Genomic DNA, 26,286 nt, shown 5'->3' with positions numbered 1-26,286 from the left:
TTTTTTATACGAACATGTTCGCCTGCCCTTTCTTATGGAAGCCGGCACATCTACCGTGTATGTCGGGCCGAATGCTCGCCGAGGTCGAAGTGTTCGGTCCTCGGTCCTGTCAAGTACAGCCACACGCTGACGAGGAGTGGTCAGTGTCGTCGGTCTCTCGGAGCGCAACGAATGGTGATGCCGACCGCGTCCTCGAAGAGTTCACGCTCAAGGGCGGTGATGACCACCCGGGAGCGCTACAGAGCGAACTCCCGAATGTGGACCATGTCTTCGCTTACGACCAGCGACACGTCTTCCAGGTGTCCCGGGCGGCCGAACAGGGTTGTGTCTGTGAACGTATCGAAGCGGCCGGCTGTGTCGTCCAGAAGTTCACGGCGGATACCGAATCCATCGTTGTCACGTTTCTCGTCGACGATATGCCGACTCTGCGGGATATCGTTGCCGACCTCCAGTCGGAAGGCGAGACTGTCAAACTACGGCGGCTACTCGAAGACACGTCCACGGAGACGGATCAGCCGGTCGTGCTCGACCGCGCGAAACTGACCAATCGCCAGCGCGAGGTGCTGAGCCAGGCCCACCAGATGGGGTACTTCGAGCATCCGCGCGATGCGACTGCCGGCGACGTGGCCGAAGCGCTTGACATCTCCACCTCGACGTTCACCGAACATCTCGCCGCCGCCCAGCGGAAACTCCTCGACGACCTGCTTGACTCCCGCTGAGTGGGACCGCTCCGCTTCATGTCAGCGATACAGAGGCATTTCACAGCAGTTATTCCAGCCGGCACGCGAGGTGCCACCGCCGCCAATGACACAGGAACTTGGTCCCCTCGCTCGAACACTGTCGGTCCCGTACTACGAAGACGCCCTCCCAGCGCACGACCAGTTTCACGCCAAGCGAGTCCGAGACGTCGCGCTTCGGCTCGCGGGCCACTGCGACGGCTCGGTCGACCGGGATGTCCTTGCCGCGTCGGCGTGGCTCCACGATATTGGTCGGCCCCGGGAGCGGGCCGGTGAAATCGATGACCACGACGAATGGGCCACGGCGGAAGCCGCACAGCTACTCGCGGCTGAAGACGTGGAACCCGACCGAATCGACTGTGTCAAACACTGTATCCGAGCACACAGTATCCGCGCGAGTTCTCCGGAGCCGAGAACGCTGGAGGCGAAACTCCTCTTCGATGCGGACAAACTGGACGCTGCCGGGGCACGCGGACTCGTCCGACTGGCCTGTATCGTCGGCGAGCGATCTGGGCGGACGGGTAAGAAATACGCTGTCATCGATGACACGTCAGATACTGACCTCGAATCGTCGGATCATCCGGATATCACGCTGCTTCGGGAATGGGCCCGAGAACGCCTAGATATGCTGTACACCCACCCCGGCCGCCGTCTCGGTCGGACTCGTCGGGAATTTATGGACGAGTTTTTCACTCGATTCGACGGTGAAATCGGAGGCACGGGGGAGTGGTAAGCGGCGTCCGGTCGTGGCCGATAGACCCTCGACCGGCGGAGCCCGAATCCGACCGCATTGATGCCGACTGACGCTGCAGCCGTTTCGGCTGGGAAATCCATCTCTGAGGCACGGAACCCTTTACCCTCGCCCCGGCGACACTGCATCTATGACCGAGTTCGACGCCGAGAAGTTCGACGAGAAGTACGTCCACTACTTCGAGGAGCTCGAAACGGCGTATTCGAACGCGTACCAGGAGCTACACGGGCAGTACGATTCCGAGGTCCTTCGCGGGATCGACCGGCAGATTCTCAGCGAGAGCGAGCCGGTGTACGAGGGGGACGGGGCGTTCAGCATCCGGCTGCCCGACGACACTGCGGCGCGTGCACAGTCTCTGCCGGGCGACGAAGCGACGTTCGACACAGTGCTGTCGGCGTTCACCGACGCCATCGAGCGCGAGCTCCGTCGGCTGTTCGAGTTCGAGTAACCCCGAGTTCTGCCCGACGGATCGCTCGATAGCGGGCGTGCACAGCCTGTCTGTCACCCCTTCCAGCAGCGGTCGGCCCGGCGGATCGAAAACACCAGAATCAATGCAGTTCCGGTGCTAGCTGAACCAATTATACTAATGGCGACCGATTCAGATCTTCACTGTCTCTTTACGGCTTCCGTCGAGGAGCAGAACGACTCGTACGTGGTCGAGATTCCGAAACAAGAAGTCGAACTGGGAACGCTGGCCCCCGAGACGCTGTACCGGATCGCACTGTTCCAGTCGGCGGCTGCGGCACCCACTCCCCAGCCACAGTCTCATTCCAGTCCCGAGCCTCGCTCTAATTCCCAATCGGAGCCCGAGCCTCAGTCCAATTCCCAATCTAAGTCTGAGACCCAGTCCGATTCCCGGTCCGACGGGCGGAGCAGGGAACCGGAGTTCGCACCGTCGTCCCCGCCAGTTGCCGAGGGTGAAACGCGCGTGGTCGAGATCGAAAACATCGGCGACAAAGGCGACGGCGTCGCGCGTATCGACGGCGGGTACGTCGTCATCGTCTCTGACGCAGATGTCGGGGAGCGCCTCCGCGTCGAGATGGAGCAGGTCCGCGAGAACGTGGCCTTCGCGGAGGTCGTCGAGCGCCTGCCGTACTACGAGTAAGCCGCTGTCCTCTCAGCCCAGACCTGGCTTGGTGCGGTGCCGGGGCCGCCGTCCGACCGCCGGTCACCGGCCAGACAGCCGAGGGTATATTTCTCCGCCGACTGTCGTTTCGGGTATGGGACACGACCATGACGAGGCAGCCAGCGACAGCGAGGCGGGCCACGAACACGGAGAGCACGGCCATGACAGTGACCACGACCACAGTCATGGGGAGCACGACTACGACGATCATCACGCCCACGACGCCGAAGGGGTTGAAATAGGGGTCCTCACGGTCTCGACCTCGCGAACGCTGGACGACGACCCGGCGGGCGACATCATCGCCACGGCCTGCGAGGACGCGGGCCACGAAATCGTCGAGCGCCGCCTCGTCGCCGACGAGACGGATGCAATCGAGGACGCCGTCGCCGACCTGCTGGATGACGGCGTCGACGTCGTCCTGACGACCGGCGGGACCGGACTCACGCCCGACGACGTGACCGTCGACGCCATCGAACCGCTGTTCGACCGGCCGATTCCCGGCTTCGGCGAGCTGTTCCGCTGGCTCTCCTACGAGGAGGTCGGGCCGATGGCGATGGCCTCGCGGGCAACCGCCGGCGTTGTCGACGACCGACTGGTGTTCTGTCTGCCCGGGAGCGAGAACGCCGCTCGGACGGGCGCGGAGAAACTCGTCGCGCCAGCGGTGGGCCACCTACTCGGCCTCGTCCGTCGGTAACGCGGACCCGCACGGTTTTGGGCCGGCGTCGGCTACAGGGACGCATGCCCGAGGAGTTCACGCACGTCGACGAGGACGGGGACGCACAGATGGTCGATGTGGGCGAGAAGGCCGAGAGCCAGCGCCGCGCGGTCGCGCGCGGACAGATTCGGCTCACAGAATCCACGCTGGCGGCCATCGATGCCGACGAGGTGGAGAAAGGCGACGTGCTGACGACGGCCCGCATCGGCGCGATTCAGGCGGTCAAACACACCTGGGAGACAGTGCCGATGTGCCACCAGATTCCCATCACGAACGTCGAAGTCGAGTTCACCGTCGGCGACGAGGCCGTCGAAATCACGGTCGCCGTCGAGACGGTCGGCAAGACCGGCTGCGAGATGGAGGCGCTGGAGGGCGTGACGACCGGCCTCAACGTCGTCTGGGACATGGTGAAGGCAAACGAGAAAGACGAGGACGGCGAGTACCCCGCGACGGCCATCGAAGACATCCGCGTGGTCGAGAAGACCGTCGACCGGTGAAGAGCAGCTACCGGCGGCACCTTCGCCGCTCCTATGAAAAAGGTCTATCTACGTCGCCCTGTTACCGGTGTGCATGCAAGTCCTCGGTATCGTCGGCCATTCCGAGTCGGGGAAGACCACGCTGGTCGAGCGGCTGACCCAGCGGCTCTCCGGGTCCGGACGTGTCGCGACGGTCAAACACTGCACGCACCCCCCGGACGTCGACACGGACGGGAAAGACACGGCTCGCCACCGCGACGCCGGCGCGGCCGAGACGGTCGCGCTTACCGACGACGGCGAGTGGTACGCGACGGGCGAATCCCGAACGCTCGATGAGACGCTGGACGCGCTCGCGCCCGATTACGACTACGCACTTGTCGAGGGATATTCGGACGCGAGCATCCCGAAGGTCGTTCTGGCCGACCGCGAGGTCGCCGACCCCGTCGTGCATCGCGCACCCCACGGCGCGGACGCCGATCTCGACGACATCGTCGCGGCGATGGAGGAACGGGACCCCTACATCACGCTGGAGACGCTCGTGGCGGACGTAAAGCGGGACCCGGACGAGGTCTACTCCGGCGCGATTGCGACCTTCACCGGGCGCGTCCGCGCACGGGAGGGACCGGAGGACCAGCCGACGGAGCTTCTGGAGTTCGAGCGCTATGACGAGGTCGCTGCCGAGAAAATGGCCGCGCTCCGGCGGGACCTCGAAGCGCGGGACGGCGTCCACGCGGTTCGCCTGCACCACAAGACCGGGGTAGTCGACGCTGGCGAGGACATCGTCTTCGTCGTCATCCTGGCCGGCCACCGGGGCGAGGCGTTCGGTGCTGTCGAAGACGGCATCAACCGTCTCAAGGAGGAGGTGCCGCTGTTCAAGAAAGAAGTCACCGTCGACGAGGAGTTCTGGGCACACGAGCGGTGAGTCGGCGGCGCTGTTTTCACGATACCGACTGCTACCGCCACGGCGTCGCCCGGAGCGCATGGACTATCAGCAGCGTCCCGAGCGCGACGCTCAGCAGGACCACTGCCACGGGAAGCGCCGCGTCCAGTCCGTCCGAAATGAACGAGGCCCAGATCTGGACCGGCAGCGTCCGCGGGTAGTACGCCAGCATCATCGTCGCGCCGAACTCGCCCATCGCACGGGCGAAGGTCAGCACGAGACCGGCGAGCAGGCCGGGCTTTGCGAGCGGCACCGTCACCGAGCGCATCGTCCCGACCCAGTCACGGCCCAGCGACCGCGACGCCTCTTCGAGGTGGTCGTCGATGCCGTCGAAGGCGGCCTTGGCGGTGACGACGAAGAACGGCGACGCGACGAACGTCTGGGCGGCGACGACCCCCAGCAGCGACCGCGTCAGCGCCAGGTCTGTGAGGCCGCCGAGTCCGTTCGGGCCGACGACGGTCAACAGCAACATCCCGCTGACGATCGGTGGAAGGACGAGCGGCAGGACGACGACCCCCATCGCGGCGGTCGCCAGCGCGCCGGTGTTCTTCGAGAGCCAGTAGGCCAGCGGCAGGCCGAACACGACGGCGATGGTGGTACTGCCGAGCGCGGCGACGAGGGAGGTAATCGCGGCGTTGATGACGTACGTTTCAGTCAGACTTGTCAGCAGTGCTGCCGGGGAGTACGTGAGCACGAGCACCAGCACCGGCACGACGAAATACAGGAGCAGCACCGCTCCCAGGACGGGCACGAGTTCGCGCACGCCGACCGTGTGGCCGGCCCTGGTCTCACCGCGTGACAGTACTCGGGACATCTCCCACTAGTCGAGGATACGCCTGACGGACGGTAAATCCGTGTGGTGTGAGCCAGTCGCCGGACAGGACTGTCTCAAAGGCTGTACGCGTCGCTTCTTGTTCGTCACGGCGGACGGCTCCGTACTCGATTGGGTTGCCGGCGACTGCCGTGCCGTTTGGCAGTTCGTAGCTGGTGGTCCGATACTGCTCGGCGTGCGCGGGGTCGCCAAGGTGTATTTCGGCTGGGAACTCCCGGAACGGGTAGTCCCGCTCCATTGCCATGCTCCGGTAGACGAACGCGGCGTTGACGGCTCCCGTCTCGAACTGCGCGAGCAGTTGCGTCTCCGGATAGGTCTGGTCCGGCGAGAGAACCGCCTCAGCTAGGCCGGGTTCGTCGTAGTAGTCGGCTGCGAGGGCCAGCACGAACAGCGTCCGGTAGCCAAGCGGGTCGAGCGTCGGGTCGGTGCGGCCCAGTGAGACACTGTCCCCCCGGAGCGGGACGTACCACGGGTCCGCCTCCGCGACGCGCGTCCCGCCGCCCGTCTGAGGGTTGTACGCCAACACCATCTCGTTGCTGGCGACCACGGCGTGCCAGGCGGTGTTCATGACCCGGTCGAACAGGGTCGGATCCGCCAGCGCGACGATAGCCGGGTCGCGCTTCCCGCCGGCGACCAGACGCGCGGCCTGAACAGAGCCGCGGGCTTCGACAGCGACCTCCACGTCTGTTTGGGTTTGTAGCGTCTCACTGGCCGCCTTTTGTAAACTCCCTGCGACCAGCACGTCCACCCGCTCCCGACCGAACGCCCCACAGCCTGCCGTTGCAGCGATACCACTCCCCAGCGCCGTGAGTACTGCGCGGCGGGTCCGGCGGGCCATTGTTCGTCTATTTCCTGTTCGCGTACATCGGTGTTGGGGTCGGTCCCAGTATTGACAGGGTCTCTTTACCGCGACCGATCACCGCAGTTTTATAATCAAGTAGTATAACCTAGTGATTATGACGCAGCTAGCAGCGGCCCGGAACGGGACCGTCACCGAGGCGATGGCGCGAGTCGCAGAGCGCGAAGGTGTCGAACCGGAGTTCGTCCGCCAGCAAGTCGCCGATGGCCAGGCGGTGATTCCCGCAAACGTCGGTCACGACTCACTGGACCCGATGATTATCGGGCGGGAGTTCGCGACGAAAGTCAACGCAAACATCGGCAACAGCGAGGAGACGAGCGATATCGAGGGCGAACTGGAGAAGCTCCACACCGCTGTCCACTACGGCGCGGACACGGTGATGGACCTCTCGACTGGGAGTAACCTCGACGCAATACGGTCGGCCAACGTCGAGCATTCGCCGGTCCCCATCGGCACGGTCCCCATCTACGAGGCGGTCAAGCGCGCCAGCGACCCGAGCGAGATCACCCACGAACTGCTGCTTGACGTTATCGAGAAGCAGGCGAAGCAGGGCGTCGACTACATGACCATCCACGCCGGCGTCCGGATGGAACACCTGCCGCTGACCGACGGCCGGAAAACGGGTATCGTCTCCCGCGGCGGCTCTATCCTCGCCCAGTGGATCGAGGAGAACGGCATGGAGAACCCGCTGTACACGAAATTCGAGGCCATCTGCGAGATATTCCGCGAGTACGACGTGACCTTCAGCCTCGGCGACGGCCTCCGGCCGGGCTGTCTCGCCGACGCCGGCGACGACGCGCAGTTCGCCGAACTTGACACGCTCGGGGAACTCACGCGGACCGCCTGGGAACACGACGTGCAGGTGATGGTCGAAGGGCCGGGCCACGTCCCGATGGATCAGGTCGCCGGGCAGGTCGAACGTCAGCAAGAGGTCTGTGACGGCGCGCCCTTCTACGTCCTCGGCCCGCTCGTGACCGACGTTGCGCCGGGCTACGACCACATCACGAGCGCCATCGGCGCGACGGAGGCGGGCCGTGCTGGTGCGGCGATGCTCTGCTACGTGACTCCCAAAGAGCATCTCGGCCTCCCGGAGAAGTCCGACGTGCGGGACGGGCTTGCAGCCTATCGCATCGCCGCTCACGCCGCCGACGTGGCAAACGGCCGCGAGGGGGCGCAGGACTGGGACGACGCGCTCTCGGAAGCCCGGTACGCCTTCGACTGGCGCGAGCAGTTCGACCTGGCGCTAGATCCCGACCGCGCCCGCGAGTACCACGACCAGACGCTCCCCGGTGACAACTACAAAGAGGCGCGCTTTTGCTCGATGTGCGGCGTGGAGTTCTGTTCGATGCGGATCGACCAGGACGCGCGGGAAGACGGTGAGATGGAGACGATCGAGGCTGACGTTGACGACCGGACTGCCCTCGAAGAGTCGTCAGCGGCGGAGGTAAACCGGCCGCCCGTCGGTACCCACGACGAGGCCGATATCCCCGGCCCTGACGCCGATATGCCCGCTGATACAGAGGGGCGTGCCGACGATTAGCACGGCGATAGTTCTTTATAATCGGTGTTCGTTTATTGAAACGATGCAAAAGAAAGTCATCGCCCTTGTCGCGGTCATGGCACTTGCCCTCGCGTACTACGTCAAGCGGTAAGGCTGCGCGAATCGACTGTATCGCCCTCTGAATCTACTGTCGGCCGCCCTGCCTACTGGTCCTCAACGGCGTCGTACGGGTGGGGTATCCCGATGGCCGGCAGTATTCTCTCGGTCTCTGCGCTGTCAGCGACAGCGCCGTCGCTTTCCGAACCCTTACCCGGCGAACGGCCGTACCAGCGTGCATGTACGGCGTTGTCACCCGTAACGAGGAGGAGACGGAGTGGTCCGAATTCGACCGGGCGTTCTACGAGGTCAAGGACGTGACCGGCCGCGCTGTCGAACCGATTGCCGGCGCGGTGAACATGGTGTCCTGTTTCGGCGACAACGCGGTCGAGAGCGAGGAGGACCTGCTCGCGTTCGACGACGAGGGGACGCCGGCGACCCGGAACCAGCCCTACTTCGACTGGACGTACGTCTGCCCGACCCACGACCGCTACCGCGAGGGCCTGCTCGACATCATCGAGGAGGCGGCGGCCGTCAACGAGGACGTTCGCCTCGACGACGTGGGCTTCCCCCGGGACGAGTACTGCCACTGTGACCGCTGCGAGCAACGTTTCGCCGACAGCGAGTTCGATGACTGGTCGGCCTGGCGCAGTAACGTCATCACGGAGTTCGTCGCCGAGGCTCGCGAGCGCGTGCCCGGTGAGATGTACCTCACGCTGTATCCTGACCCCTATCCCGGCCACCTCGAAGCCCGCTCGGGCGTCGCCGTGGACGACATCGCCGAGTACGTCGACGAGTTCGTCGTCCCCATCTACGACATGGCGTACTCGACGACTTACTGGCTAGAGATTCTCGCAAAGGGCTGGCAGGACCGACTCACGACCCCGTTCAGCATCGAACTGTACGCCGTCGACGTGGACGTCGACGACCTCTCGAAGGCCGTCGAGGTGGCCGAGGAGTACGCCGAGACCGTGCTGTTCGGGTACGACGCCAGCAACGCCCGCGCGACCATCCGGCGGATGAACGCCGACGCTCGCGAAGGCCAGTCGTTCGGGCCGGAGTAATGCGTTGGGTGTCGGCGGGTTACGCCCCGCCGCCGAACCGCTGTCCGCGCCACTGTAGAATCTCCTCGCGGTCGCGCGTATCGGCCGGCAGCTCGTCGAACCATCGCGCCTCGCTGATTTCGTGGTCCGGGTCGTCGACGGCGACGTCGGTCGTCTCCGCTCGCGCCTCGTACACCGGAAGGACGCCCCAGGCCATGTTGCCGTCACAATAGAACTCGACCCGTCCGAGCATCCCCAGTCCCTCGATGGTCGCTTCGATACCGCTTTCCTCGCCTAACTCCCGCAGTGCGGCCTCCTGAAAGGACTCGTCGGCATCGAGTTCGCCGCCGGGCAGAACCCACATATCGACACCCTCGTGGCGGACGAGCAGGAGTTCACCAGTGGGCCGGTAGGCGAGCGTGTGCGCCCCGTACGGTGCGCCGTGGTCCCGAGCGACAGCGGCCACGTCCCGGAACCGATTCCGCGGGACGTTACGGTGGCGCGTGAACTCGACGTAGCCGCTGTACTGCTCCCGGAGCTGGTGATACGTCTGCTCGGCGGTCTGACACGCCCCGTCGGAGAGGTACCACAGGTCGTCGACGCTCGTCATCTGTGTCCTATCTGTGTCTGACACCTCGACGAAACAACCGTCTTGACGGGGGAGAGCGGTGGACTGATCATGTCGATAGTTAGTCGAGAGAGTCCCATAACAGTTGTTGTGACGTATCGGCTGCCGTGGCGTATCTCAGGGGGTTTCGCAACCGAATCCGTTGTGCCACTGACACCGGTGGAGAAGCTGCAGACGCGGATACACGTCTGGTCCGACTCACTCGCAGCCAAACACGGGAAGAGGCCCGAACAAGGATAGCCACGCTCCCGTGTAGCAGGAACTCATTGGCTGTTTCGACGACCTGACGGATTGTTCTACCCACTCGATCTGTACGCCTTTGCGTTCCGTGGTTGACGGAACGCATGTGACTGTAGAATGATCTGACACTTAATTCTACTTATCTAAGGAAATATTTAGACAAGTCTAATCATGGCCATGCCTTTCGCAACGGAAGCGACAGGGAACAACAAGATCGGTCAGCCCTGATCAGCGTACCCCTGGCTTTGGGCTGATCGAGGTTTGTCGCTGTCCTGATTGTCAGATCTGGGCCGTGTCACAGGGACATTTTCCCACCACGTCCGCGACTGGGCCGAGCAAATCCGAATCAGTCCCTTTTTGACGAGCCACCGAGTACCGCACGGTATGGCATTCGAAGAGGACGACAGCGTTATTCTCCACGACGAGCACAGCGACTACGACGGCGAGGAAGGCACCATCACGCAGGTCGTCGAGACGATGTTCGGCGACGCCAACTACACGGTTTCCTTCGAGGACGGACAGGAGCAGGGCGTCCCCGAGGACAACCTCGAAGCCGCCGAGGACGAGTAGGGCCTCGATGTCGTCGGTTCCGTTCCACTACGTCGACCTCCGGACCTTCTGCTACGCGACAGAGGACGACAAGCGTGTCGAGGGAGCGCTCCGGACGTTCCTCCCGGAGGACTACCCTATCGAGCGCGCACAGAGCGAGGGGCACTACGGCGACCGGATCGTCGTCCTCTCGGCTCGCGTCGAGAACGCTGACGACATCCGGCACGTACTCACGCAGGTCGCGTCAGCGCCGGATATCGACGCGGTGCGTGCGGAACTGGACGACCGGGTCGACGACAACTGTTCGTTCTTTCTCACCTTCGACAAACAGGCCGCGTTCGGCGGCGACGTCGAGCGCGGCGACGGCATCACGCTCCGGGCGAAAGTCGAGGCCTACCCCGCAAAGCGGGAGAAAGCCGTCGCTAACGCCCGCGAACTCTTAGAGGAGTTGTGATGTACGAGGCCGTCTACGCCCACCCTGACGGTGACAGCACCGTCGCCCGGCACGCGCTGACGGCCGCCGATTCGGGCTACGACGGCATCGTCGTCAGGAACCACGGCGACGTGCAGGCGGACTACGACGCCGACGCCATCAGCGACGCGTACGACATCGACGTCGCGGCCGGTGTCGAGGTCCGGGCGGACGACCCCTCGCGAGCGAGCGGCTTCGTCGGGAACTACCGGAGCGACCGGACGGTCGTCGTCGTCCACGGCGGCGACCGCCGCATCAACCGGTTCGCGGTCGAGCAACCGACCGTCGACGTGCTCGCCCACCCGATGCGCGAGGACGGCGATTTCAACCACGTCCTGGCGAACGCGGCGGCCGACAACGGCGTCCGCGTCGAGTTCGACTTCGGCCCGGTGCTCCGGGCCTCCGGCGGCACTCGCGTCCGGGCTATCAAGGAACTCCGGAAGCTCAGGGAACTGGTCGAGGACGCCGGCGCACCGTTCGTCGTCTCGGCGTCGCCGAGTAACCATCTCCAGATTCGCGCACCGCGGGATCTCATCGCGGTCGGGAAGACCGTCGGCTTCGACGCCGACACCGTCCGCGAGGGATTGGCGGAGTGGGGCCGAGTCGCGGAGCGCAACCGCGAGCGCCAGAGCGACGCTGTCATCGAACCGGGCGTCCGACTGGAAGGCGACGTAGACGCCGTCAACGATGACGGGCAGTAGCCCCACTATCGACATCCTGACCGATCGCCACACCACACCGCTCATTGTCCTCCGCCCCAACGCTGGCGTATGAAACACCTCCCGAAACATCTCCGGCCGCGGTGGCGCTACCTCGCCGTCGGCGTCGAGACGTGGCCGACGGCGTCGCTCGACCGTCGGGCGTTCCAGCGGGCGGTGTGGTACGCCGCCCAGAACCTGCTGGGCGACACCGGCAGCGCCGAGACGGACATGACCGTCCTCCAGTTCCACGATTACGACGGCACGGCCGAGGCCATCGTCCGGACCAGACGCGGCCAGACGGACCCGGCCCGGGCCGCGCTGGCCTGTGTCGACAGCATCGACGACGACGAGGTTCGGGTCCGCGTCCGGGGGATTAGCGGCACCGTGCGCGCCTGTGAAGAAAAGTATATACGCGGGCCGCCGGAAGCCACTGAACAGAGACACGTCGTGTTCGAGAACGCAGACCGGAGCGCTACTGTTCGACCTCCGCGCTACGATGTCGAAGCGGCCTCCGGCGGCGCGTTCGTCGGCGCGACAGCACTCGATTTCCGATAACTATGCAGGGACAAAACCAACAGCAGGCCTACGACCGCGGGATCACTATCTTCTCGCCGGACGGACGCCTCTACCAGGTCGAGTACGCCCGCGAAGCGGTCAAACGCGGCACAGCAAGCATCGGCGTCAGAACGAGCGACGGCGTCGTTCTGGCCGTGGACAAGCGCATCCGGTCGCCGCTGATGGAGCGCTCCTCGGTCGAAAAGATCCACAAGGCCGACGACCACATCGGTATCGCCTCGGCCGGCCACGTCGCCGACGCCCGACAGCTCATCGACTTCGCCCGCCGTCAGGCGCAGGTGAACCAGTTGCGCTACGGCGAGCCGGTCGGCGTCGAAACCCTCACCAAGGAAATCACCGACTACATCCAGCAGTACACGCAGGTCGGCGGCGCGCGCCCGTTCGGCGTCGCGCTCATCATCGGTGGCATCGTCAACGGCGAGCCGCGCCTGTTCGAGACCGACCCCTCCGGGACGCCCTACGAGTGGAAGGCCCTCGCTGTCGGGGCCGACCGCGGCGACATCCGGGACTACCTCGAAGAACACTACGACGAAGGGATGGACCTCGCCGACGGCGTCGACCTCGCGCTGGCCGCCCTCGCGTCGGTCAACGAGGACGGACTGACGCCGGAAGGCATCGGCGTCGCCACGGTCGACGTCGAAACGGAGACGTTCGGCCAGCTGACCGACGAGGAGAAGGAGACCCATCTCGCGGAGGCCGACCTGCTCGACACCGGCGACGACGAGGACGCGGACGAGGAAGACACCGAGGAAGAGTAACGCTTCCGACGGCCTCCGCGGGCGACTGGGTTCTTTTCTGTTCGACTACGCAGTAAGGCCTTTAACTGGCCCACTGCTACCGACGGGTATGATATCGCTTGACGAGGCGGTGACGGCGCGCCTCGAATCCCACGGCCAGCGGTTCGAGGTACTGGTGGATCCGGACGCGGCGCTAGCGATAAAACGTGATGACTTCGACGGCGATCTCGAGGACGTTATCGCCGCGGAGGACGTGTTCGAGGACGCCTCGCGGGGGGACCGACCGCCCGAGAATATGCTCGAAGAGGTGTTTGACACCACTGATCCGATGGCCATCATCCCCGAAGTCATCAAGCGGGGGGAGATACAGATCACGGCCGACCAGCGCCGCGAGATGCAGGAACAAAAGCACAAACAGCTCATCCAGCGGATCACGCGCAACGCGGTTAACCCACAGATGGACGACGCGCCGCACCCGCCGGAGCGCATCGAATCCGCGCTCGAAGAGACGGACTTCAGAGTCGACCCGATGGAACCCGTCGAGGCGCAGGTCGACGACGCCCTCGATGCGCTCCGGCCGGTCATCCCGATCCGGTTCGACGAGGTCACCGTCGCCGTGCAGGTCCCCGCGGACTACGCCGGGAGCGCCCAGGCACAGATCCGGCAGTTCGGCGACCTCGAACGCGAGGAGTGGCAGTCCGACGGCTCGTGGGTCGGCGTCATGACGTTCCCGGCCGGCCTGCAAAACGACTTCTACGACGTGGTGAACGAACACACGAGCGGCGAAGCGGAAACTCGCATCATCAAAGACGAAGACGACATCAGTACGCGCTAACGCCGCGGCGTCGCGTTACCCTTTCTTGAAGCCGACCAAGAACCCGGCAGTGAAACCAGCGCTGACCGGCAGCGCCGAGAGCAGCGACGTGACCCAGGACGGCGGTTGCGCCGACGCCGCGTTCCCGGCGGTGCCGGTCGCGTTCTGTGCGGCCCCACCTATCGCGTCCCAGTTCACTTGGAGGATGCCACGCGTCTCGAGGAACTTGAACAGTGCCAGCTCGATGCCGATGATGACGGCAATGAGCTTTGCGACCTTCTTGGCGGCGAACCCGATGATCCCGCCGATAAGGCCGCCGCCACCGAATTCGAGGCCCATCTGCTGGAGGCCCAACCCATCTAGTTGGAGTACGAACTCACCCATACCGCGTACCTGACCGCCTGTTTTTAAATCCTTTGTGCTCCCTCTGGCGCTTCCGCTTTTATACACCGCTTCCGCCACAGCAACGGGGCGTCGTTGCGACCCGGTGTCCCAAAGAATTCGGGGCGATATTTTTCACACGATGCCATTTCTTTACTCATATCCAAAGATTTGTATGCTACCGACGAATCTTACTTACTGTTAAGATGGCAGAAACACCGAATTCCGATATGAGCGGTGCCGAAGGCGGACGTTCGAAGCGACCGAAATCTAATCAGGACTGGTGGCCAAACAAGCTGAATCTGGAGATTCTCGACCAGAACGCCCGGGACGTCGGCCCGATGGAGGACGACTTTGATTATGCGGAGGAGTTCCAGAAGCTCGACCTCGAAGCGGTGAAGTCGGATCTGGAAGAGCTGATGACGTCATCGCAGGACTGGTGGCCGGCCGACTACGGCCACTACGGCCCGCTGTTCATCCGGATGGCCTGGCACAGCGCCGGGACGTACCGGACCGCCGACGGTCGCGGTGGCGCGGCTGGCGGCCGACAGCGCTTTGCACCTATCAACAGCTGGCCGGACAACGCGAACCTCGACAAGGCGCGACGGCTGCTCCTGCCGATCAAGCAGAAGTACGGCAAAAAGATCTCATGGGCCGACCTGATGATCCTCGCAGGGAACGTCGCCATCGAGTCGATGGGATTCAAGACGTTCGGCTACGCCGGCGGCCGCGAGGACGCCTTTGAGGAGGACAAGGCTGTCAACTGGGGACCGGAAGACGAGATGGAAACCCAGGAGCGCTTCGACGAGCCCGGCGAAATCGAAGAAGGGCTCGGTGCCTCCGTGATGGGCCTCATCTACGTGAATCCGGAAGGACCGGACGGCAACCCTGATCCGGAGGCGTCGGCGAAGAACATCCGGCAGACGTTCGACCGGATGGCGATGAACGACAAGGAGACGGCCGCACTCATCGCCGGCGGACACACGTTCGGCAAAGTCCACGGCGCTGACGACCCCGAGGAGAACCTCGGTCCCGAGCCCGAAGCGGCCCCCATCGAGCAGCAGGGCCTCGGCTGGCAAAACGAGAACGGGAACAGCAAAGGCGGCGAGATGATCACGAGCGGTATCGAAGGGCCGTGGACCCAGTCGCCGACCGAGTGGGACATGGGATACATCAACAACCTGCTCGACTACGAGTGGGAGCCGGAGAAGGGTCCCGGCGGCGCGTGGCAGTGGGCACCCAAGAGCGAGGAGCTGAAAAACAGCGTGCCGGACGCCCACGACCCGGACGAAAAGCAGACGCCGATGATGCTCACGACGGACATCGCCCTGAAGCGGGATCCGGACTACCGAGAGGTCATGGAAACCTTCCAGGAGAACCCGATGGAGTTCGGGATGAACTTCGCGAAGGCCTGGTACAAGCTGACCCACCGCGACATGGGGCCGCCTGAGCGGTTCCTCGGTCCGGAGGTTCCTGACGAGGAGATGATCTGGCAGGACCCGCTCCCGGACGCTGACTACAACCTGATCGGAGACGAGGAAATCGCCGATCTCAAGGCCGAAATCCTCGACTCGGACCTCTCTCTCTCCCAGCTCGTCAAGACCGCGTGGGCGTCGGCATCGACCTACCGCGACAGCGACAAGCGCGGCGGCGCCAACGGCGCACGCCTCCGACTCGAACCCCAGAAAAACTGGGAAGTCAACGAGCCGGAGCAACTGGAGACGGTTCTGGGGACGCTCGAAAACATCCAGACGGAGTTCAACGACTCGCGCTCCGACGGGACGCAGGTCTCGCTCGCTGACCTGATCGTGCTGGGCGGCAACGCGGCCGTCGAACAGGCGGCAGCGAACGCCGGCTACGATGTCGAGATTCCATTCGAGCCCGGACGAGTCGACGCCGGGCCGGAACACACCGACGCCGCCTCCTTCGATGCTCTCAAGCCGAAAGTCGACGGGGCCAGGAACTACATCCAGGACGACATCACACGACCGGCGGAGGAAGTGCTTGTCGACAACGCGGACCTGCTGAACCTGACGGCCTCGGAACTGACGGCCCTGATCGGCGGGATGCGTTCGATCGGTGCGAACTACAAGGACACCGACCTCGGCGTCTTCACCGACGAACCGGGGACGCTGACCAACGACTTCTTCGTGAACCTGCTCGACATGGGCACGGAGTGGGAGCCGGCGTCGGACTCCGAACACGTCTACAAAGGGCTCGACCGTGACACCGGCGAGGTCAAGTGGGAAGCCACACGCATCGACCTCGTCTTCGGCTCGAACGACCGGCTCCGGGCAATCTCGGAAGTCTACGGCTCTGCCGACGCGGAAGAGAAGCTCGTCCACGATTTCGTGGACACATGGAACAAGGTCATGAAGCTCGACCGCTTCGATCTCGAATAAGCCGGACTGACCGCTACCGCTTTGCTGGCTGCATTTCAGCCTTCGAGCGGGTATCGAAGTCGTTAGTTTCGCCAGCCGGCTGCAGGAATCGCTCAGTATCTGCCATTTTACCGGCCAACCACCGACCCCCGGAAGAGTGTGAGTCCCTCCCGGGGGGTTAAATAATCGGACGCCGTAGTTTTCCAACGAGTGACGGCGACACACACCACGGAACGGGCGGTCATCGCGAAGCGCGTCGACAGTGGCACCGCCGACACCGAAGAGATCCGGGACCTCGCTCGGGCGGCCGGCTACGAGGTCGTCGACGAGATCACACAGACCAGAACGGAGGACCCGGCGTACCACCTCGGCGAGGGGAAGGTCACGCGATTGAGCAACGCGGTCGCTCGCGAAGGGGCCGCCGTCGTGATCTTCGACAATCAGCTCGGCCCGTACCAGACGTACAACATCGGAAACGAACTCCCCGAGCGGGTGCGCGTCATCGACCGCTTCCGGCTCATCCTCGAAATCTTCGGCCAGCGGGCCCAGACGCGGAAAGCCCAGCTCCAGGTCGAACTCGCGGAACTGCGCTACGAACTCCCGCGCGCCGAGGCCAAGGCGAGCCTGGCCAAACGCGACGAGCGGCCGGGGTTCATGGGCCTCGGCGAGTACGACGAGTCCCGCGAAGAAGACATCAAAAAGCAGATCGCCAACATCCGGGACGAACTGGAATCCATCGAGGAGACCGAGCGGCACCGCCGGGAACAGCGCCGCGAGTCCGGCTTCGACCTCGTCGCGCTGGCCGGCTACACCAACGCCGGGAAGTCGACGCTCCTGCGCCGCCTCGCGGACGACCTCGACGTCGACGAGAACGATGACTTGCATCCCGACCTCGATACCACGGCCGAGAGCGAGGACCGTCTGTTCACGACGCTCGGCACGACCACCCGCCGCGCGGCGGTCGGCAAGCGCGAGGTGCTTGTCACCGACACCGTCGGGTTCATCCAGGACCTCCCGCACTGGCTCGTCGAGTCGTTCAAGTCGACGCTGGGGTCGGTGTACCACGCCGACCTCGTCCTGCTCGTCGTCGACGTCTCCGAGTCGGTCGAGGAAATCCGGGAGAAACTGGTGACGAGCCACGACACGCTGTACGAGCGCAACGAGGCACCCATCGTCACGGTCCTCAACAAGACCGATATGGTCGACGACGAGGAGGTCCGTCGCAAGCGAGACGCACTCTCGTCGCTGGCCCCGAACCCCGTCGCCGTCAGCGCCAAACAGGGACTCAACATCGACGACCTGGCGGACCGCATCGACCACGAACTGCCGGACTACGAGCGCGAACGGCTCGTGCTCCCGATGACCGACGACACGATGAGCCTCGTCTCGTGGATTCACGACCACGCCAGCGTCGAGACGGTCGACTACGGCGACCAGGTGGTCATCGAGTTCGAGGCGCGGCCGGCGATCATCGAGCAGTCCCGGGCGAAAGCCGGGGAGCTGGTCGGTGCGTCAGCCTGACTGCGGAGGTTACGTTTCTGCTTCGCGCTGCCACAGCACGCTCGGTATCTCGTCTAGCAGGTCTGTTGCGACCAGTCCGTAGCCGCGGTCGTCGACGACCCGGTCGCCGACCGTGCCGACGGTGTAGGCGGCGATGGCGGCCGCGTCGATCGGGTCCTGAATGCAGGCGAGCGCGCCCGTCACGCCCGCGAGCACGTCGCCGGTGCCGCCGACCGTCATCCCCGGATTGCCGGTACGGCTGACGCGGGTCCGCTCGCCGTCGGAGACGACGTCGTACGGCCCTTTGACCAGCAGTGTCTGGCCGACCTCCGATGCGAAGGACTCCACGAGGTCCGCCCGCTCCCGCCAGTCCTCCGATGTCTCACCACCCATCCCGCGAAGTTCGCCCTGGTGGGGCGTACAGACGAGTTCCGCGTCCGTTTCGATGTCCGGAACCACAGACAGGGCGTCGGCGTCGACGACGGCCGTCCCCTCGAACCCGGACAGCAGGTCCGCGACCGCTTCCAGCGTCGCGTCGGCGTCCCCGAGCCCTGGTCCGACGATCAGCGTGTCGTGCTCCGCCGCCAGTTCGGCGAGGCTGTCGACGTGGGGTGGCGCGAGGTGGTCCCCGTCGAACGGTCGCAGGATGAGGTTCTCGCTGTAGGACTGGATTTCCCGCGCGACGACCTCCGGACAGGCGACCCGGACGAGGTCTGCACCCGCTCTGAGCGCGGCCTGGGCCGACAGCGCCGGCGCGCCGGTGTAGGGACCGCCCCCGACGACCAGTACTTCGCCGTTGTCACCCTTGTGGCTGGCGGGGTCCCGTTCGAGTCGGGTGAGGTCGCCCCGCTCGACGAACAGCTCCGCCGCGTCGGGGATGCCGATGTCGGCGACGGTAACTGGCACCTCAAGGTCTGGGAGTCCGGGCTTCGTGTCGTGGAACGTGACGACGTGGTCGGCGTCGACAGCGTTGTCGGCCAACCGTCCCGTCTCGGCGTCGAGGCCGGACGGGACATCGACCGAGAGGACGGTCGCGTCGCTCTCGTTCATTGCCGCCGCAGCCGTCGCCTCGGGTTCCCGGAGGTCGCCGGCGACACCGGTTCCCAGCATTGCATCGACAACGATATCGGGAGTTCCGAGGTCGAACGCCGTAGAATCTTTGACTGTTTCTGTGGGATACTCAGCGCTCTGGAGCGCCTCCCAGTTCTCTCTGGATATTGATGTCGAGATCGCGTTCGGGCGGCCAAGCAACAGGACGCGGAGGTCGTAGTCGTCGAGAAAGCGGGCGGTGACGAGCGCGTCCCCGCCGTTGTTCCCCCGCCCGGCGACGATGGTGACCCGGTTGCCGGGGTCCGCGAGGGAACGGACCGCCCGGGCGACGGCATGGCCGGACGACTCCATCAACTGTTTGCGCGGGACGCCGAGTGCGGCGGCGTTCTCGTCGATGACACCCATTTCGGAGCCGGTGAGCATGCTCACGGGTTCGTTCGCCAGTGAAGTAATGCTACGGGACGGCGGTTTACCAGCGGACCTCGAAGCCGTCGATGCCCTCCGGCTCCTCGTACTCGATTTCGACGTCGGTCACGTTCGCGCGTTCGCTCCCCTCGTAGCAGAACTCGACCATCGCTTCCACGTCGGCTTCTGGGCCCTCGAACACCGCTTCGACGCGGCCGTCGTCGAGGTTCCGGACCCACCCGTCGACCCCCTGGTCCTGTGCGCGCTCCCGCGTGGTCGCTCTGTAATAGACGCCCTGGACACGACCGGAGACGAACACATGTGCTCGCGTGCGAGCCATGTCCGAGGGTTTGCCGGCGGACTCCGTTATACTGTCGCCTTCCACCACCCGCGTCAGTTTTCGTCGCTGCCCGTCCGGAGATAATGGAACAAGTAGGTCTGCGTGTAGCCGGCGTACTCGCCGCCGAGCGCGGCCCGGATGGCCCGGGACGTGTCGGTGTAGTTCCCTCGCTCACACTCCGGGTAGTACTCCTCGATAGTCGACCGGATCCAGGTGTCTAGCGGGACCGCTTCGAGGTAGTCAAGCGAGAACAGCAACACGCAGTCCGCGACCTTGTCGCCGACGCCGACGAAGCGGGTGAGCGACTCCCTGGCGTCCTCGTAGTCGAGGCCGACGGCTTCCTCGGGGTCGGCCTCGCCGCCTGCGACCATCTCCGCGGTGCGCTGGACGTACGGCGCTCGATAGCCCAGCCCGAGGTCCCGGAGGCGTTCTTCGGTCGTTTCGGCCAACGCTGACGGCGTCGGATAGGCGTTGTACGTCCGCCCGTCGAACTCGACCGTCTCGCCGAACGCGTCACGGAGCGCCTGTTGCATACTGTGTATCCGAGCCACGCGCATCTGGGCCGAGCAAATGAACGAGATGAGGGAGCCAAACGGTGGGTCCTGAACGAGACGCATCCCCCAGAACCTATCGTAGGCTGACTGGACCACGTCGTCGGCCGGTGCAGTCGTCCGAATCGCGGATAGATCGTCCTCAAGCCGCAGGAGTCGCTTGAGGTCCGCCTCGGCGTCGATCGTGGACTCCCATTCGAGGACACCGTCCCGCTGCCGGACGCGGATGACTGCTGGTGACCCGTCTCGGCGGACTGTCGTCCAGTACCACGCGTCGCCCCCGGTTGCCCCGTCGCGCTGGTACATTTCGCCGTCCTCCCGGTTCCAGAGGTAGGACTGCCCGCTCTCGACAGTTGCCTGGAGGTCGATACCGCCGGCCAGCGACCCGACGTCGATGACGCCCTGTTCCATTGTCCGTGTGTACGGACCCGGAGGTAATGGCGTTACGAGTTCCGCTCGCACGGGTTGGAGTCTCTATCGACTATAGTAGCCATTGAAAGTCAATGCACACCTGATCGCACGACGGCAGTGCGATCAGTGTGTAAATCGTTTCAATTGTTACTATAGCGGACGCTCATATCCGTCTGAGCTGTCACTGCTTTTCGCCGTCGTAACGTTTTCTCTCACTTGTGTCTGTGCGGCTCAACGGGGCTTTCTGACTCTCTATACCACGATATATGGGGCGAGAGGTGATGCCTGTTTCAGGGCTAACCTTCATTATATTGGGAAACAAACATACTAGCATGAATTGCCGAGTTGTTGTCGAGGCCGCAGTCCCAGTGTACGACGTGGCATCTGCGGACGAGGCAGTTCGCATCGCCATCTCGAAGACGGGGGAAATGCTGAACCCCGACCTCAACTACGTCGAGATCAACATGGGCGACCGGCACTGCCCGCACTGCGGCGAGACACTGGAACCGGCTTTTCTCGCGGCCGATGAGAGTCTCGTCGCACTCGAACTGGAGATGACCGTGTTCAACGTCGAACGGGACGAACACGCCGCCAGAATCGCCCGCAAGGAGATCGGGCAACGGCTCGAGAACATCCCGCTCGACGTGCTCGAAATCGAGGAGATCCCGGAGGAGTCTGCCGAAACGACGGACGACGAGTCTTCGTCGACAGAGTCGACAGCTGAGGCCGACGACTCGGACGACGTATTACCCGAGTTCGAGGAATTAATCGACGAGTAAGCCCAGCCACCGAGCAACAGGGCTGTCTCTGTTCAACACCCTCGACGTATTCTGTCTATGATATGTATCCGACAGCCGTTATACAGCCACTAATGGCATTGCTCGTCGGGAGAACTGCGTAGAAACGACGGAGAACTGTTAGTCCGCGGCGGCAGAAACAGGCTCTTTGGTCTCGTCAGCCATCTCGGAGGCAATACCGTCAGCAATCGCAAAGACAGCGGCCTTGTGGTCTGTTTTCGACTTGTGAATCGATGTCGGCTTGACGCCCAGTTCCTCGTATTCGTCGTGGTCCACTTCTGTCCCGGATTCGGCTTCGTAGTGGTTCTGTACCTGTGCAAGCAGGCCGTGAAGGTGGATGAGCTCCTGCTTTTTCATAGTCAACCCAAGGTAACAACTCGAAGGTTATAGTACTACTCTGATGAAGGTTAACACACGTCTCTGCCAGTAATACGTAATAGTTTATGCATAATTCGCGGTGCGAAGTATATTCTATGTATTTTACACTAAATTTTACCATTTCCCTAAACACGTCGTCGTGTTCGGTACGGGTGTCTACGGTTGGTTCCCAAGATTATGGGCTGTATATGTCTCCATCGGTATGGACCAAATGCCTCCGTCGGTCCGACTATGCTGTCTCCGAAACCGATACTGGTCTCACGGTGCGCGACGGTGGCGACATCGAACTCCGATTGCGGGCCTGAACACGGAATATCTCGACCGATTGACCGATGTGCCAAGTCAAGTGTCTTCGTGCGCTATCTGGGGTATGCACACGACACGGTGGCTGCCTACGGCAGGCGGGCGAACGGGAAGAGAAACCGACTGCACGGGCATGACAGGGTACAGCCGGCGACCGGGAGGAGAGCGATGAGCGGCCCTCATCAGGGCCAGCAACTCGTGACCGCGGGAACCGCGCTATCGGAGGCGAGCGCGGCGGCAGTGCTGGTCCACGGCCGGGGTGCGACTGCCCGGAGCATCGTCCAGATGGGGGCAGAGTTCCAACAGGACGGGCTGGCGTTGCTCGCCCCACAGGCCGCGCGGAACACCTGGTACCCTAACTCCTTCCTCTCGCCGGTCGAGCAGAACGAACCCGGGCGGACATCGGGACTGCAGGCTATCGAGGACGCCGTCACGAAGGCCGAGGAAGCCGGGATACCAACCGATCGTGTGCTCGTCCTGGGCTTCTCCCAGGGGGCCTGTCTCGCGAGCGAGTTCGTCGCCCGTAACCCGCAGCGCTACGGCGGGCTCGTGGCTCTCAGTGGTGGCCTCATCGGCGAGACCATCGACGAGAGCGAGTACGAGGGCGACATCGAGGAAACGCCGGTGTTCCTGGGCTGTAGCGACGTCGATCCGCATATCCCCGAAGAGCGCGTTCACGTCACGGCCTCGGTCTTCGAGCAACTGAACGGGGACGTGGAGGAACGCATCTATGAGGGGATGGGCCACGGCGTGAACGAGGACGAACTGGCGTACGTCTCGTCGCTGGCCGCCACCCTCGTCAATTAGGCAGTCCGAGCGTTGGTTCGTACACCGAGATAGCCTCGCTGAGCGTGCCAACAGGGAGTTACCGGCCCCTCACCGCGAGACTTAGTGATTGGAAAGACTACACATGGCATGGACCTTTCCCGCCGACGGCTTCTCGCGACGGTTGGAGCCGGTGTGACACTCGGCGGCGCAGGCTGCGCGGGAGATGACGGCTCGACTACTGGGCCGAGTTCAGTGGCCGGGTCCGGCAGCGGAATCGGGACGCCATCGACGGCCACCGATCGAGGTGACGGGTCGAAGCCACCGACGGCTGATGGTCGCCTGCATCTAGACTACGAGATCGGGACGCTCGAAGAGAAGATCGTCAGCGGCGGCGTTCGTAAAGACGGTATTCCGTCCATCGACGACCCGACGTTCGCCGAGACGCCTCCAGAGATACTGGCTCCGGACGACCCGGTGTTCGGCGTGGTCCGCGACGGGGAGGCGAAAGCCTATCCGCAGTACATTCTCGTCCACCACGAAATCGTGAACGACACCGTCGCCGGCGACCCCGTCGCTGTGACGTACTGTCCGCTGACGGGCACCGCACAGGGCTTTGAGCGCGGCCCGGTGGAGTTCGGCGTCTCCGGTCGACTGGTGAACTCGAACCTGACGATGTACGACCGGGGCACCGACAGCTGGTGGCCACAGATGCTCGCGACGGCAATTACAGGCCCACTAACTGGCGAGTCGTTGCGGGAGTTCCGGGTCACTTGGACGACGTGGGACCGCTGGTCCAGTACCTATCCGGAAACGACCGTTCTGACCGAGGATACCGGCTTCTCGCGGCGCTACGGCACTGATCCATACGGCCAGTACAACGAGAAACGCGGCTACTATTCGAGCACTCGGACGCTGTTTGAGCCGCTGCAGGGCGACAGCCGCGCACACCCAAAGGCCGTCGTCATCGGGACCCGGACGGAGACGGGGACGGTGGCCTTCGACAAGGAGACGTTACTGAACCAGCGCGTGTTGACCGGCAACATCGGCGACACGCCGTACGTCGCCGTCGCCGACACCGACCTCACAACGGGCTACGTGTACGCGAACCCGGAGTCAGCGGCGGTCGAGGCGGCGGACGACGGCTACACGCTCGACGGGACCACACACGAGGCCGATTCCCTTCCGCTGGACCGCTCGCTGGCCTTCGACGCCATGTGGTTCGCCTGGGCCGGCTTCTATCCGGGGAGTGCGTATGTCGACTGATAGTGTAGCCGACGGGGCCAGTGTGTCCGCTCGCATCGAACGCTTGCTTCGGCACACTGCGGTTGCGGTCCGGGGAGCGCTCACCCGCCGCGACGGTCAGTTGCTTCTGGGTGTGTCTGGACTGGCGTACTTCCTGCTGTACCTCGCTGGTCTCAGACACCTCGGTTTCGGCCCAGCCGGCTACGAGGTTTCTGTCGTCAGTAACCCGCTTACCCGTGCGTTCCGGCAGGTCGGGCCGTTTCAGTGGGAACCGATTGCACTGGTCGTCGTCGGCCCAGTCGAACTACTCGTCTCGCCGCTGAACGTGCTTCTCGGTGCCGTCCTGGCATCGCTGGTCGGACTCAACCTCGCTGTCTCTGTCGTCGCGTGGCGCGGCCCATCGGCCTGCCGTCTCGGCCCGGGTGCAGGGGCTGTGTCGGGGTTGCCGGGACTGCTCTCCGGATTCGCCTGCTGTGGCCCCACTATCCTGCTCGTCGTCGGCGTGCAGGCGAGCGCTGGGCTTCTCTCGCTGTTCCAGTGGCTCCTCCCGATCACTGTCGTGGCACTGCTCGGAACCCTTCTCTGGGTCGGCAGCCGAGTCGAGCCAGCGTGACAGGCGACGTAGATTGTTCCTACTACCGGGGGGTAGCTAGTAACTACAGGCTACCGGTCCAGGTAGCGGTTGGAACTTTTTTCCCTCGATTTGAGGGAAACATATAATTACTCCGTACGACCCATCTACCAGTATGACCGCTACTGTCGTGAGCGAGGTCAACCGACCCTACGTGCCGACGGGCGGGGCGAAACTGACCGCTGAAATCGAAGTCGAGCCCGGACGGTTGGAGGAGCCACCCACGCGACAGATTGCTCTCTGTATCGACGCGAGTGGATCGATGGCCGGCGAAGACATCGAACAGGCCCGCGCTGGCGCTGAATGGGTGTTCGGGCTACTCGACGAGGACGATTACATCTCGATCATCGCCTTCGACAACGAGGTCACGACGGTTCTTGCACCGACCCGGTGGGGGACTATTTCGCGTGAAACGGCAGTGGACGCGGTCGCTGACATCTCCGCTGGCGGGGGCACCGATATGTACAGCGGCCTGCTGGAAGCGAAGGCGTCCCTGCAGGATCTGCCGACAGACGACAACACGGCTCGGCGGGTCCTGCTCCTCTCTGATGGGAAGGACAACTCCCACGACCCGGAAGCGTTCGGGACGCTAGCACGCGAAATCGACACCGAGGGCATCAGAATCAAGGCGGCTGGTATCGGGAGCGACTACCGCGAGGAAACCATTCGGACGCTCGGTACCGTCGCCCGCGGCGAATGGACACACCTGGACGCCGCCGGTGACATCGAGTCGTTCTTCGGCGACGCAGTCGAGGAGGCCGGGACCGTCGTCGCTCCCGACGCCCGTCTCGAACTCGACGTGGCCGACGGCGTCGAGGTGAGCGAAGTGTACCGTTCGCTGCCACAGACTCAGTCTGTAGACCCCAACTGGGAGGACAACGCGGCTGTCGTGCCGCTGCCCGACCTGCTTGAGCGGGAGACCCAGCGAGTCGTGCTGAAGATACACGCGCCGGCCAACGACCCGCAAGACGCCGTGTCCGTGGCGGATGTCACGCTGCACGCTGGCGGCGAGACGACGCGGGAATCGATCACCGTCGACTACACCGACGACGAGGCGAAACTGGCCGAGCACAACGAACAGGTCGACGTGGACCACCGACAGACCGTTATCAAGACGGAACTCGGCAAGGGCAACGTCGCCGAAGCCCAGACCCAACTGGAGCGAATGACGCGTATCCACGGCGAGGACACCGAGGCCGTCCAGACAGCCGAGCGGGAGACGCGTATCGTGATGGAGGGCGGACGCAAGGAACAGAACAAGGCGACGAAGATCGTCACTGACGAGGGCATCCAGAAGTGACCGCAACGACCTGCAGTGTCGGCAGGGCTGCCACTGGCCGGAGAAACGGGTGATC

At 64.1% G+C, this 26,286-nt stretch carries 30 protein-coding genes; 22 read left to right on the top strand and 8 right to left on the bottom strand.

Annotated features, from left to right (window positions below; genetic code table 11):
• Nucleotides 1–59: 59 nt before the first annotated feature.
• From VI340_RS08075 to VI340_RS08045, 7 genes are all read left to right on the top strand, one after another.
• Nucleotides 60–719, top strand: a complete 660-nt coding sequence (locus VI340_RS08075) for a helix-turn-helix domain-containing protein (RefSeq protein WP_336358173.1) — start codon at nt 60–62, stop codon at nt 717–719.
• 85 nt (nt 720–804) lie between these two features.
• Nucleotides 805–1,470 carry an HD domain-containing protein gene (locus VI340_RS08070; protein ID WP_336358172.1) on the top strand — a complete coding sequence of 222 codons (666 nt, stop codon included), beginning with the start codon at nt 805–807 and terminating at the stop codon, nt 1,468–1,470.
• 148 nt (nt 1,471–1,618) lie between these two features.
• Entirely contained in the window at nt 1,619–1,936 is a 318-nt protein-coding gene (locus tag VI340_RS08065; protein WP_008308793.1) for a DUF5783 family protein, read from the top strand.
• A gap of 138 nt (nt 1,937–2,074) precedes the next feature.
• Nucleotides 2,075–2,593 carry a TRAM domain-containing protein gene (locus VI340_RS08060; RefSeq protein ID WP_336358171.1) on the top strand — a complete coding sequence of 173 codons (519 nt, stop codon included), beginning with the start codon at nt 2,075–2,077 and terminating at the stop codon, nt 2,591–2,593.
• A gap of 115 nt (nt 2,594–2,708) precedes the next feature.
• A complete protein-coding gene (locus VI340_RS08055; RefSeq protein ID WP_336358170.1) occupies nt 2,709–3,308 on the top strand; it encodes a MogA/MoaB family molybdenum cofactor biosynthesis protein in 600 nt (199 codons plus the stop codon).
• A gap of 44 nt (nt 3,309–3,352) precedes the next feature.
• Nucleotides 3,353–3,826 carry a cyclic pyranopterin monophosphate synthase MoaC gene (moaC, locus tag VI340_RS08050; protein ID WP_336358169.1) on the top strand — a complete coding sequence of 158 codons (474 nt, stop codon included), beginning with the start codon at nt 3,353–3,355 and terminating at the stop codon, nt 3,824–3,826.
• Between the two features lie 73 nt (nt 3,827–3,899).
• A complete protein-coding gene (locus VI340_RS08045) occupies nt 3,900–4,727 on the top strand; it encodes a molybdopterin synthase (protein WP_336358168.1) in 828 nt (275 codons plus the stop codon).
• A 31-nt stretch (nt 4,728–4,758) separates the two neighbouring features.
• On the opposite strand, the gene VI340_RS08040 is transcribed toward VI340_RS08045, so the two are convergent.
• Nucleotides 4,759–5,559 carry an ABC transporter permease gene (locus VI340_RS08040; RefSeq protein WP_008308799.1) on the bottom strand — a complete coding sequence of 267 codons (801 nt, stop codon included), beginning with the start codon at nt 5,557–5,559 and terminating at the stop codon, nt 4,759–4,761.
• A complete protein-coding gene (locus VI340_RS08035) occupies nt 5,534–6,415 on the bottom strand; it encodes an extracellular solute-binding protein (RefSeq protein ID WP_008308801.1) in 882 nt (293 codons plus the stop codon). Before VI340_RS08035 ends, VI340_RS08040 begins: the two co-directional genes overlap by 26 nt.
• 118 nt (nt 6,416–6,533) lie before the next feature.
• Here VI340_RS08035 and thiC point away from each other — a divergent pair, with 118 nt between their 5' ends.
• Together thiC and VI340_RS08025 are read left to right on the top strand one after the other, a co-directional pair.
• Nucleotides 6,534–7,976 carry a phosphomethylpyrimidine synthase ThiC gene (gene thiC, locus VI340_RS08030; RefSeq protein WP_336358167.1) on the top strand — a complete coding sequence of 481 codons (1,443 nt, stop codon included), beginning with the start codon at nt 6,534–6,536 and terminating at the stop codon, nt 7,974–7,976.
• Nucleotides 7,977–8,272: 296 nt separating this feature from the next.
• The gene (locus VI340_RS08025) at nt 8,273–9,097 is read left to right on the top strand and encodes a hypothetical protein (RefSeq protein ID WP_008308805.1); all 825 of its coding nucleotides are present in this window, start codon (nt 8,273–8,275) and stop codon (nt 9,095–9,097) included.
• A 19-nt stretch (nt 9,098–9,116) separates the two neighbouring features.
• On the opposite strand, the gene VI340_RS08020 is transcribed toward VI340_RS08025, so the two are convergent.
• The gene (locus tag VI340_RS08020; protein WP_008308807.1) at nt 9,117–9,686 is read right to left on the bottom strand and encodes an NUDIX hydrolase; all 570 of its coding nucleotides are present in this window, start codon (nt 9,684–9,686) and stop codon (nt 9,117–9,119) included.
• A 642-nt stretch (nt 9,687–10,328) separates the two neighbouring features.
• On the opposite strand from VI340_RS08020, the gene VI340_RS08015 reads away from it, so the two are divergent.
• From VI340_RS08015 to VI340_RS07990, 6 genes are all read left to right on the top strand, one after another.
• Nucleotides 10,329–10,514, top strand: coding sequence for a hypothetical protein (locus VI340_RS08015; protein WP_004515500.1), 186 nt, complete (start codon nt 10,329–10,331; stop codon nt 10,512–10,514).
• A 7-nt stretch (nt 10,515–10,521) separates the two neighbouring features.
• A complete protein-coding gene (locus tag VI340_RS08010; RefSeq protein WP_008308815.1) occupies nt 10,522–10,947 on the top strand; it encodes an RNA-binding protein in 426 nt (141 codons plus the stop codon).
• The gene (locus VI340_RS08005) at nt 10,947–11,666 is read left to right on the top strand and encodes an RNase P subunit p30 family protein (protein WP_336358166.1); all 720 of its coding nucleotides are present in this window, start codon (nt 10,947–10,949) and stop codon (nt 11,664–11,666) included. Before VI340_RS08010 ends, VI340_RS08005 begins: the two co-directional genes overlap by 1 nt.
• Nucleotides 11,667–11,735: 69 nt before the next feature.
• Nucleotides 11,736–12,221 carry an Rpp14/Pop5 family protein gene (locus tag VI340_RS08000; protein ID WP_008308818.1) on the top strand — a complete coding sequence of 162 codons (486 nt, stop codon included), beginning with the start codon at nt 11,736–11,738 and terminating at the stop codon, nt 12,219–12,221.
• Nucleotides 12,222–12,223: 2 nt separating this feature from the next.
• Nucleotides 12,224–13,000: an archaeal proteasome endopeptidase complex subunit alpha gene (gene psmA, locus VI340_RS07995; protein WP_336330532.1), complete on the top strand. Its 777-nt coding sequence runs from the start codon at nt 12,224–12,226 to the stop codon at nt 12,998–13,000.
• A gap of 88 nt (nt 13,001–13,088) precedes the next feature.
• The gene (locus tag VI340_RS07990) at nt 13,089–13,814 is read left to right on the top strand and encodes a ribosome assembly factor SBDS (RefSeq protein WP_008308822.1); all 726 of its coding nucleotides are present in this window, start codon (nt 13,089–13,091) and stop codon (nt 13,812–13,814) included.
• Nucleotides 13,815–13,829: 15 nt separating this feature from the next.
• Here the strand turns inward: VI340_RS07990 and VI340_RS07985 are convergent, their stop codons facing one another.
• Nucleotides 13,830–14,177, bottom strand: a complete 348-nt coding sequence (locus tag VI340_RS07985) for an FUN14 domain-containing protein (RefSeq protein WP_008308823.1) — start codon at nt 14,175–14,177, stop codon at nt 13,830–13,832.
• 203 nt (nt 14,178–14,380) lie between these two features.
• Here VI340_RS07985 and katG point away from each other — a divergent pair, with 203 nt between their 5' ends.
• Both katG and hflX read left to right on the top strand, forming a co-directional pair.
• Nucleotides 14,381–16,576, top strand: coding sequence for a catalase/peroxidase HPI (katG, locus tag VI340_RS07980; RefSeq protein WP_336358165.1), 2,196 nt, complete (start codon nt 14,381–14,383; stop codon nt 16,574–16,576).
• 189 nt (nt 16,577–16,765) lie between these two features.
• On the top strand, nt 16,766–18,076 hold the full coding sequence (gene hflX / locus VI340_RS07975) for a GTPase HflX (RefSeq protein ID WP_008308826.1): 1,311 nt from the start codon (nt 16,766–16,768) through the stop codon (nt 18,074–18,076).
• 9 nt (nt 18,077–18,085) lie between these two features.
• On the opposite strand, the gene VI340_RS07970 is transcribed toward hflX, so the two are convergent.
• From VI340_RS07970 to VI340_RS07960, 3 genes are read right to left on the bottom strand one after another with little or no spacing between them, the layout of a single operon-like run.
• Nucleotides 18,086–19,528, bottom strand: a complete 1,443-nt coding sequence (locus tag VI340_RS07970) for an NAD(P)H-hydrate dehydratase (RefSeq protein ID WP_336358164.1) — start codon at nt 19,526–19,528, stop codon at nt 18,086–18,088.
• A gap of 46 nt (nt 19,529–19,574) precedes the next feature.
• Nucleotides 19,575–19,850: an acylphosphatase gene (locus VI340_RS07965; protein WP_336330535.1), complete on the bottom strand. Its 276-nt coding sequence runs from the start codon at nt 19,848–19,850 to the stop codon at nt 19,575–19,577.
• A 53-nt stretch (nt 19,851–19,903) separates the two neighbouring features.
• Nucleotides 19,904–20,812: a DNA-3-methyladenine glycosylase family protein gene (locus VI340_RS07960; RefSeq protein ID WP_008308834.1), complete on the bottom strand. Its 909-nt coding sequence runs from the start codon at nt 20,810–20,812 to the stop codon at nt 19,904–19,906.
• A gap of 332 nt (nt 20,813–21,144) precedes the next feature.
• On the opposite strand from VI340_RS07960, the gene VI340_RS07955 reads away from it, so the two are divergent.
• Nucleotides 21,145–21,591 carry a DUF555 domain-containing protein gene (locus VI340_RS07955; RefSeq protein WP_008308836.1) on the top strand — a complete coding sequence of 149 codons (447 nt, stop codon included), beginning with the start codon at nt 21,145–21,147 and terminating at the stop codon, nt 21,589–21,591.
• Between the two features lie 138 nt (nt 21,592–21,729).
• On the opposite strand, the gene VI340_RS07950 is transcribed toward VI340_RS07955, so the two are convergent.
• Nucleotides 21,730–21,966, bottom strand: a complete 237-nt coding sequence (locus VI340_RS07950; RefSeq protein ID WP_004592453.1) for a UPF0058 family protein — start codon at nt 21,964–21,966, stop codon at nt 21,730–21,732.
• Between the two features lie 492 nt (nt 21,967–22,458).
• Here VI340_RS07950 and VI340_RS07945 point away from each other — a divergent pair, with 492 nt between their 5' ends.
• The 4 genes from VI340_RS07945 (at nt 22,459) to VI340_RS07930 (ending at nt 26,231) form a co-directional block, all read left to right on the top strand.
• Nucleotides 22,459–23,097, top strand: a complete 639-nt coding sequence (locus tag VI340_RS07945) for an alpha/beta hydrolase (protein WP_336358163.1) — start codon at nt 22,459–22,461, stop codon at nt 23,095–23,097.
• Nucleotides 23,098–23,205: 108 nt separating this feature from the next.
• The gene (locus VI340_RS07940; protein WP_008308841.1) at nt 23,206–24,321 is read left to right on the top strand and encodes a DUF3179 domain-containing protein; all 1,116 of its coding nucleotides are present in this window, start codon (nt 23,206–23,208) and stop codon (nt 24,319–24,321) included.
• Nucleotides 24,311–24,913, top strand: a complete 603-nt coding sequence (locus VI340_RS07935; protein WP_049942874.1) for a hypothetical protein — start codon at nt 24,311–24,313, stop codon at nt 24,911–24,913. Before VI340_RS07940 ends, VI340_RS07935 begins: the two co-directional genes overlap by 11 nt.
• Nucleotides 24,914–25,046: 133 nt before the next feature.
• Nucleotides 25,047–26,231 (top strand): vWA domain-containing protein, encoded by a 1,185-nt coding sequence (locus VI340_RS07930; protein ID WP_008308843.1) that lies wholly within the window; start codon nt 25,047–25,049, stop codon nt 26,229–26,231.
• The last annotated feature ends 55 nt before the right edge of the window (nt 26,232–26,286 follow it).

It is taken from the genome of Haloarcula sp. CGMCC 1.6347 (genome assembly GCF_037078395.1).
Taxonomy (GTDB): Archaea; Halobacteriota; Halobacteria; order Halobacteriales; family Haloarculaceae; genus Haloarcula; species Haloarcula amylolytica.
This window is presented reverse-complemented; position numbering and strand designations above follow the sequence as displayed.

What these genes read in the sequence shown, in the direction of transcription:
- VI340_RS07965 (WP_336330535.1), bottom strand. Translation starts at nt 19,850, where the DNA reads ATGGCTCGCACGCGAGCACATGTGTTCGTCTCCGGTCGTGTCCAGGGC.
- VI340_RS07985 (WP_008308823.1), bottom strand. Translation starts at nt 14,177, where the DNA reads ATGGGTGAGTTCGTACTCCAACTAGATGGGTTGGGCCTCCAGCAGATG.
- VI340_RS08065 (WP_008308793.1), top strand. Translation starts at nt 1,619, where the DNA reads ATGACCGAGTTCGACGCCGAGAAGTTCGACGAGAAGTACGTCCACTAC.
- VI340_RS08035 (WP_008308801.1), bottom strand. Translation starts at nt 6,415, where the DNA reads ATGGCCCGCCGGACCCGCCGCGCAGTACTCACGGCGCTGGGGAGTGGT.
- psmA (WP_336330532.1), top strand. Translation starts at nt 12,224, where the DNA reads ATGCAGGGACAAAACCAACAGCAGGCCTACGACCGCGGGATCACTATC.
- VI340_RS08005 (WP_336358166.1), top strand. Translation starts at nt 10,947, where the DNA reads ATGTACGAGGCCGTCTACGCCCACCCTGACGGTGACAGCACCGTCGCC.
- VI340_RS08000 (WP_008308818.1), top strand. Translation starts at nt 11,736, where the DNA reads ATGAAACACCTCCCGAAACATCTCCGGCCGCGGTGGCGCTACCTCGCC.
- VI340_RS08055 (WP_336358170.1), top strand. Translation starts at nt 2,709, where the DNA reads ATGGGACACGACCATGACGAGGCAGCCAGCGACAGCGAGGCGGGCCAC.
- VI340_RS07955 (WP_008308836.1), top strand. Translation starts at nt 21,145, where the DNA reads ATGAATTGCCGAGTTGTTGTCGAGGCCGCAGTCCCAGTGTACGACGTG.
- VI340_RS07990 (WP_008308822.1), top strand. Translation starts at nt 13,089, where the DNA reads ATGATATCGCTTGACGAGGCGGTGACGGCGCGCCTCGAATCCCACGGC.
- VI340_RS07960 (WP_008308834.1), bottom strand. Translation starts at nt 20,812, where the DNA reads ATGGAACAGGGCGTCATCGACGTCGGGTCGCTGGCCGGCGGTATCGAC.
- katG (WP_336358165.1), top strand. Translation starts at nt 14,381, where the DNA reads ATGGCAGAAACACCGAATTCCGATATGAGCGGTGCCGAAGGCGGACGT.
- VI340_RS08070 (WP_336358172.1), top strand. Translation starts at nt 805, where the DNA reads ATGACACAGGAACTTGGTCCCCTCGCTCGAACACTGTCGGTCCCGTAC.
- VI340_RS08045 (WP_336358168.1), top strand. Translation starts at nt 3,900, where the DNA reads ATGCAAGTCCTCGGTATCGTCGGCCATTCCGAGTCGGGGAAGACCACG.
- VI340_RS07950 (WP_004592453.1), bottom strand. Translation starts at nt 21,966, where the DNA reads ATGAAAAAGCAGGAGCTCATCCACCTTCACGGCCTGCTTGCACAGGTA.
- moaC (WP_336358169.1), top strand. Translation starts at nt 3,353, where the DNA reads ATGCCCGAGGAGTTCACGCACGTCGACGAGGACGGGGACGCACAGATG.
- VI340_RS07940 (WP_008308841.1), top strand. Translation starts at nt 23,206, where the DNA reads ATGGACCTTTCCCGCCGACGGCTTCTCGCGACGGTTGGAGCCGGTGTG.
- VI340_RS08015 (WP_004515500.1), top strand. Translation starts at nt 10,329, where the DNA reads ATGGCATTCGAAGAGGACGACAGCGTTATTCTCCACGACGAGCACAGC.
- VI340_RS08025 (WP_008308805.1), top strand. Translation starts at nt 8,273, where the DNA reads ATGTACGGCGTTGTCACCCGTAACGAGGAGGAGACGGAGTGGTCCGAA.
- VI340_RS07930 (WP_008308843.1), top strand. Translation starts at nt 25,047, where the DNA reads ATGACCGCTACTGTCGTGAGCGAGGTCAACCGACCCTACGTGCCGACG.
- VI340_RS07935 (WP_049942874.1), top strand. Translation starts at nt 24,311, where the DNA reads ATGTCGACTGATAGTGTAGCCGACGGGGCCAGTGTGTCCGCTCGCATC.
- VI340_RS07970 (WP_336358164.1), bottom strand. Translation starts at nt 19,528, where the DNA reads ATGCTCACCGGCTCCGAAATGGGTGTCATCGACGAGAACGCCGCCGCA.
- VI340_RS08060 (WP_336358171.1), top strand. Translation starts at nt 2,075, where the DNA reads ATGGCGACCGATTCAGATCTTCACTGTCTCTTTACGGCTTCCGTCGAG.
- VI340_RS08020 (WP_008308807.1), bottom strand. Translation starts at nt 9,686, where the DNA reads ATGACGAGCGTCGACGACCTGTGGTACCTCTCCGACGGGGCGTGTCAG.
- VI340_RS07945 (WP_336358163.1), top strand. Translation starts at nt 22,459, where the DNA reads ATGAGCGGCCCTCATCAGGGCCAGCAACTCGTGACCGCGGGAACCGCG.
- VI340_RS08075 (WP_336358173.1), top strand. Translation starts at nt 60, where the DNA reads ATGTCGGGCCGAATGCTCGCCGAGGTCGAAGTGTTCGGTCCTCGGTCC.
- VI340_RS08040 (WP_008308799.1), bottom strand. Translation starts at nt 5,559, where the DNA reads ATGTCCCGAGTACTGTCACGCGGTGAGACCAGGGCCGGCCACACGGTC.
- VI340_RS08010 (WP_008308815.1), top strand. Translation starts at nt 10,522, where the DNA reads ATGTCGTCGGTTCCGTTCCACTACGTCGACCTCCGGACCTTCTGCTAC.
- thiC (WP_336358167.1), top strand. Translation starts at nt 6,534, where the DNA reads ATGACGCAGCTAGCAGCGGCCCGGAACGGGACCGTCACCGAGGCGATG.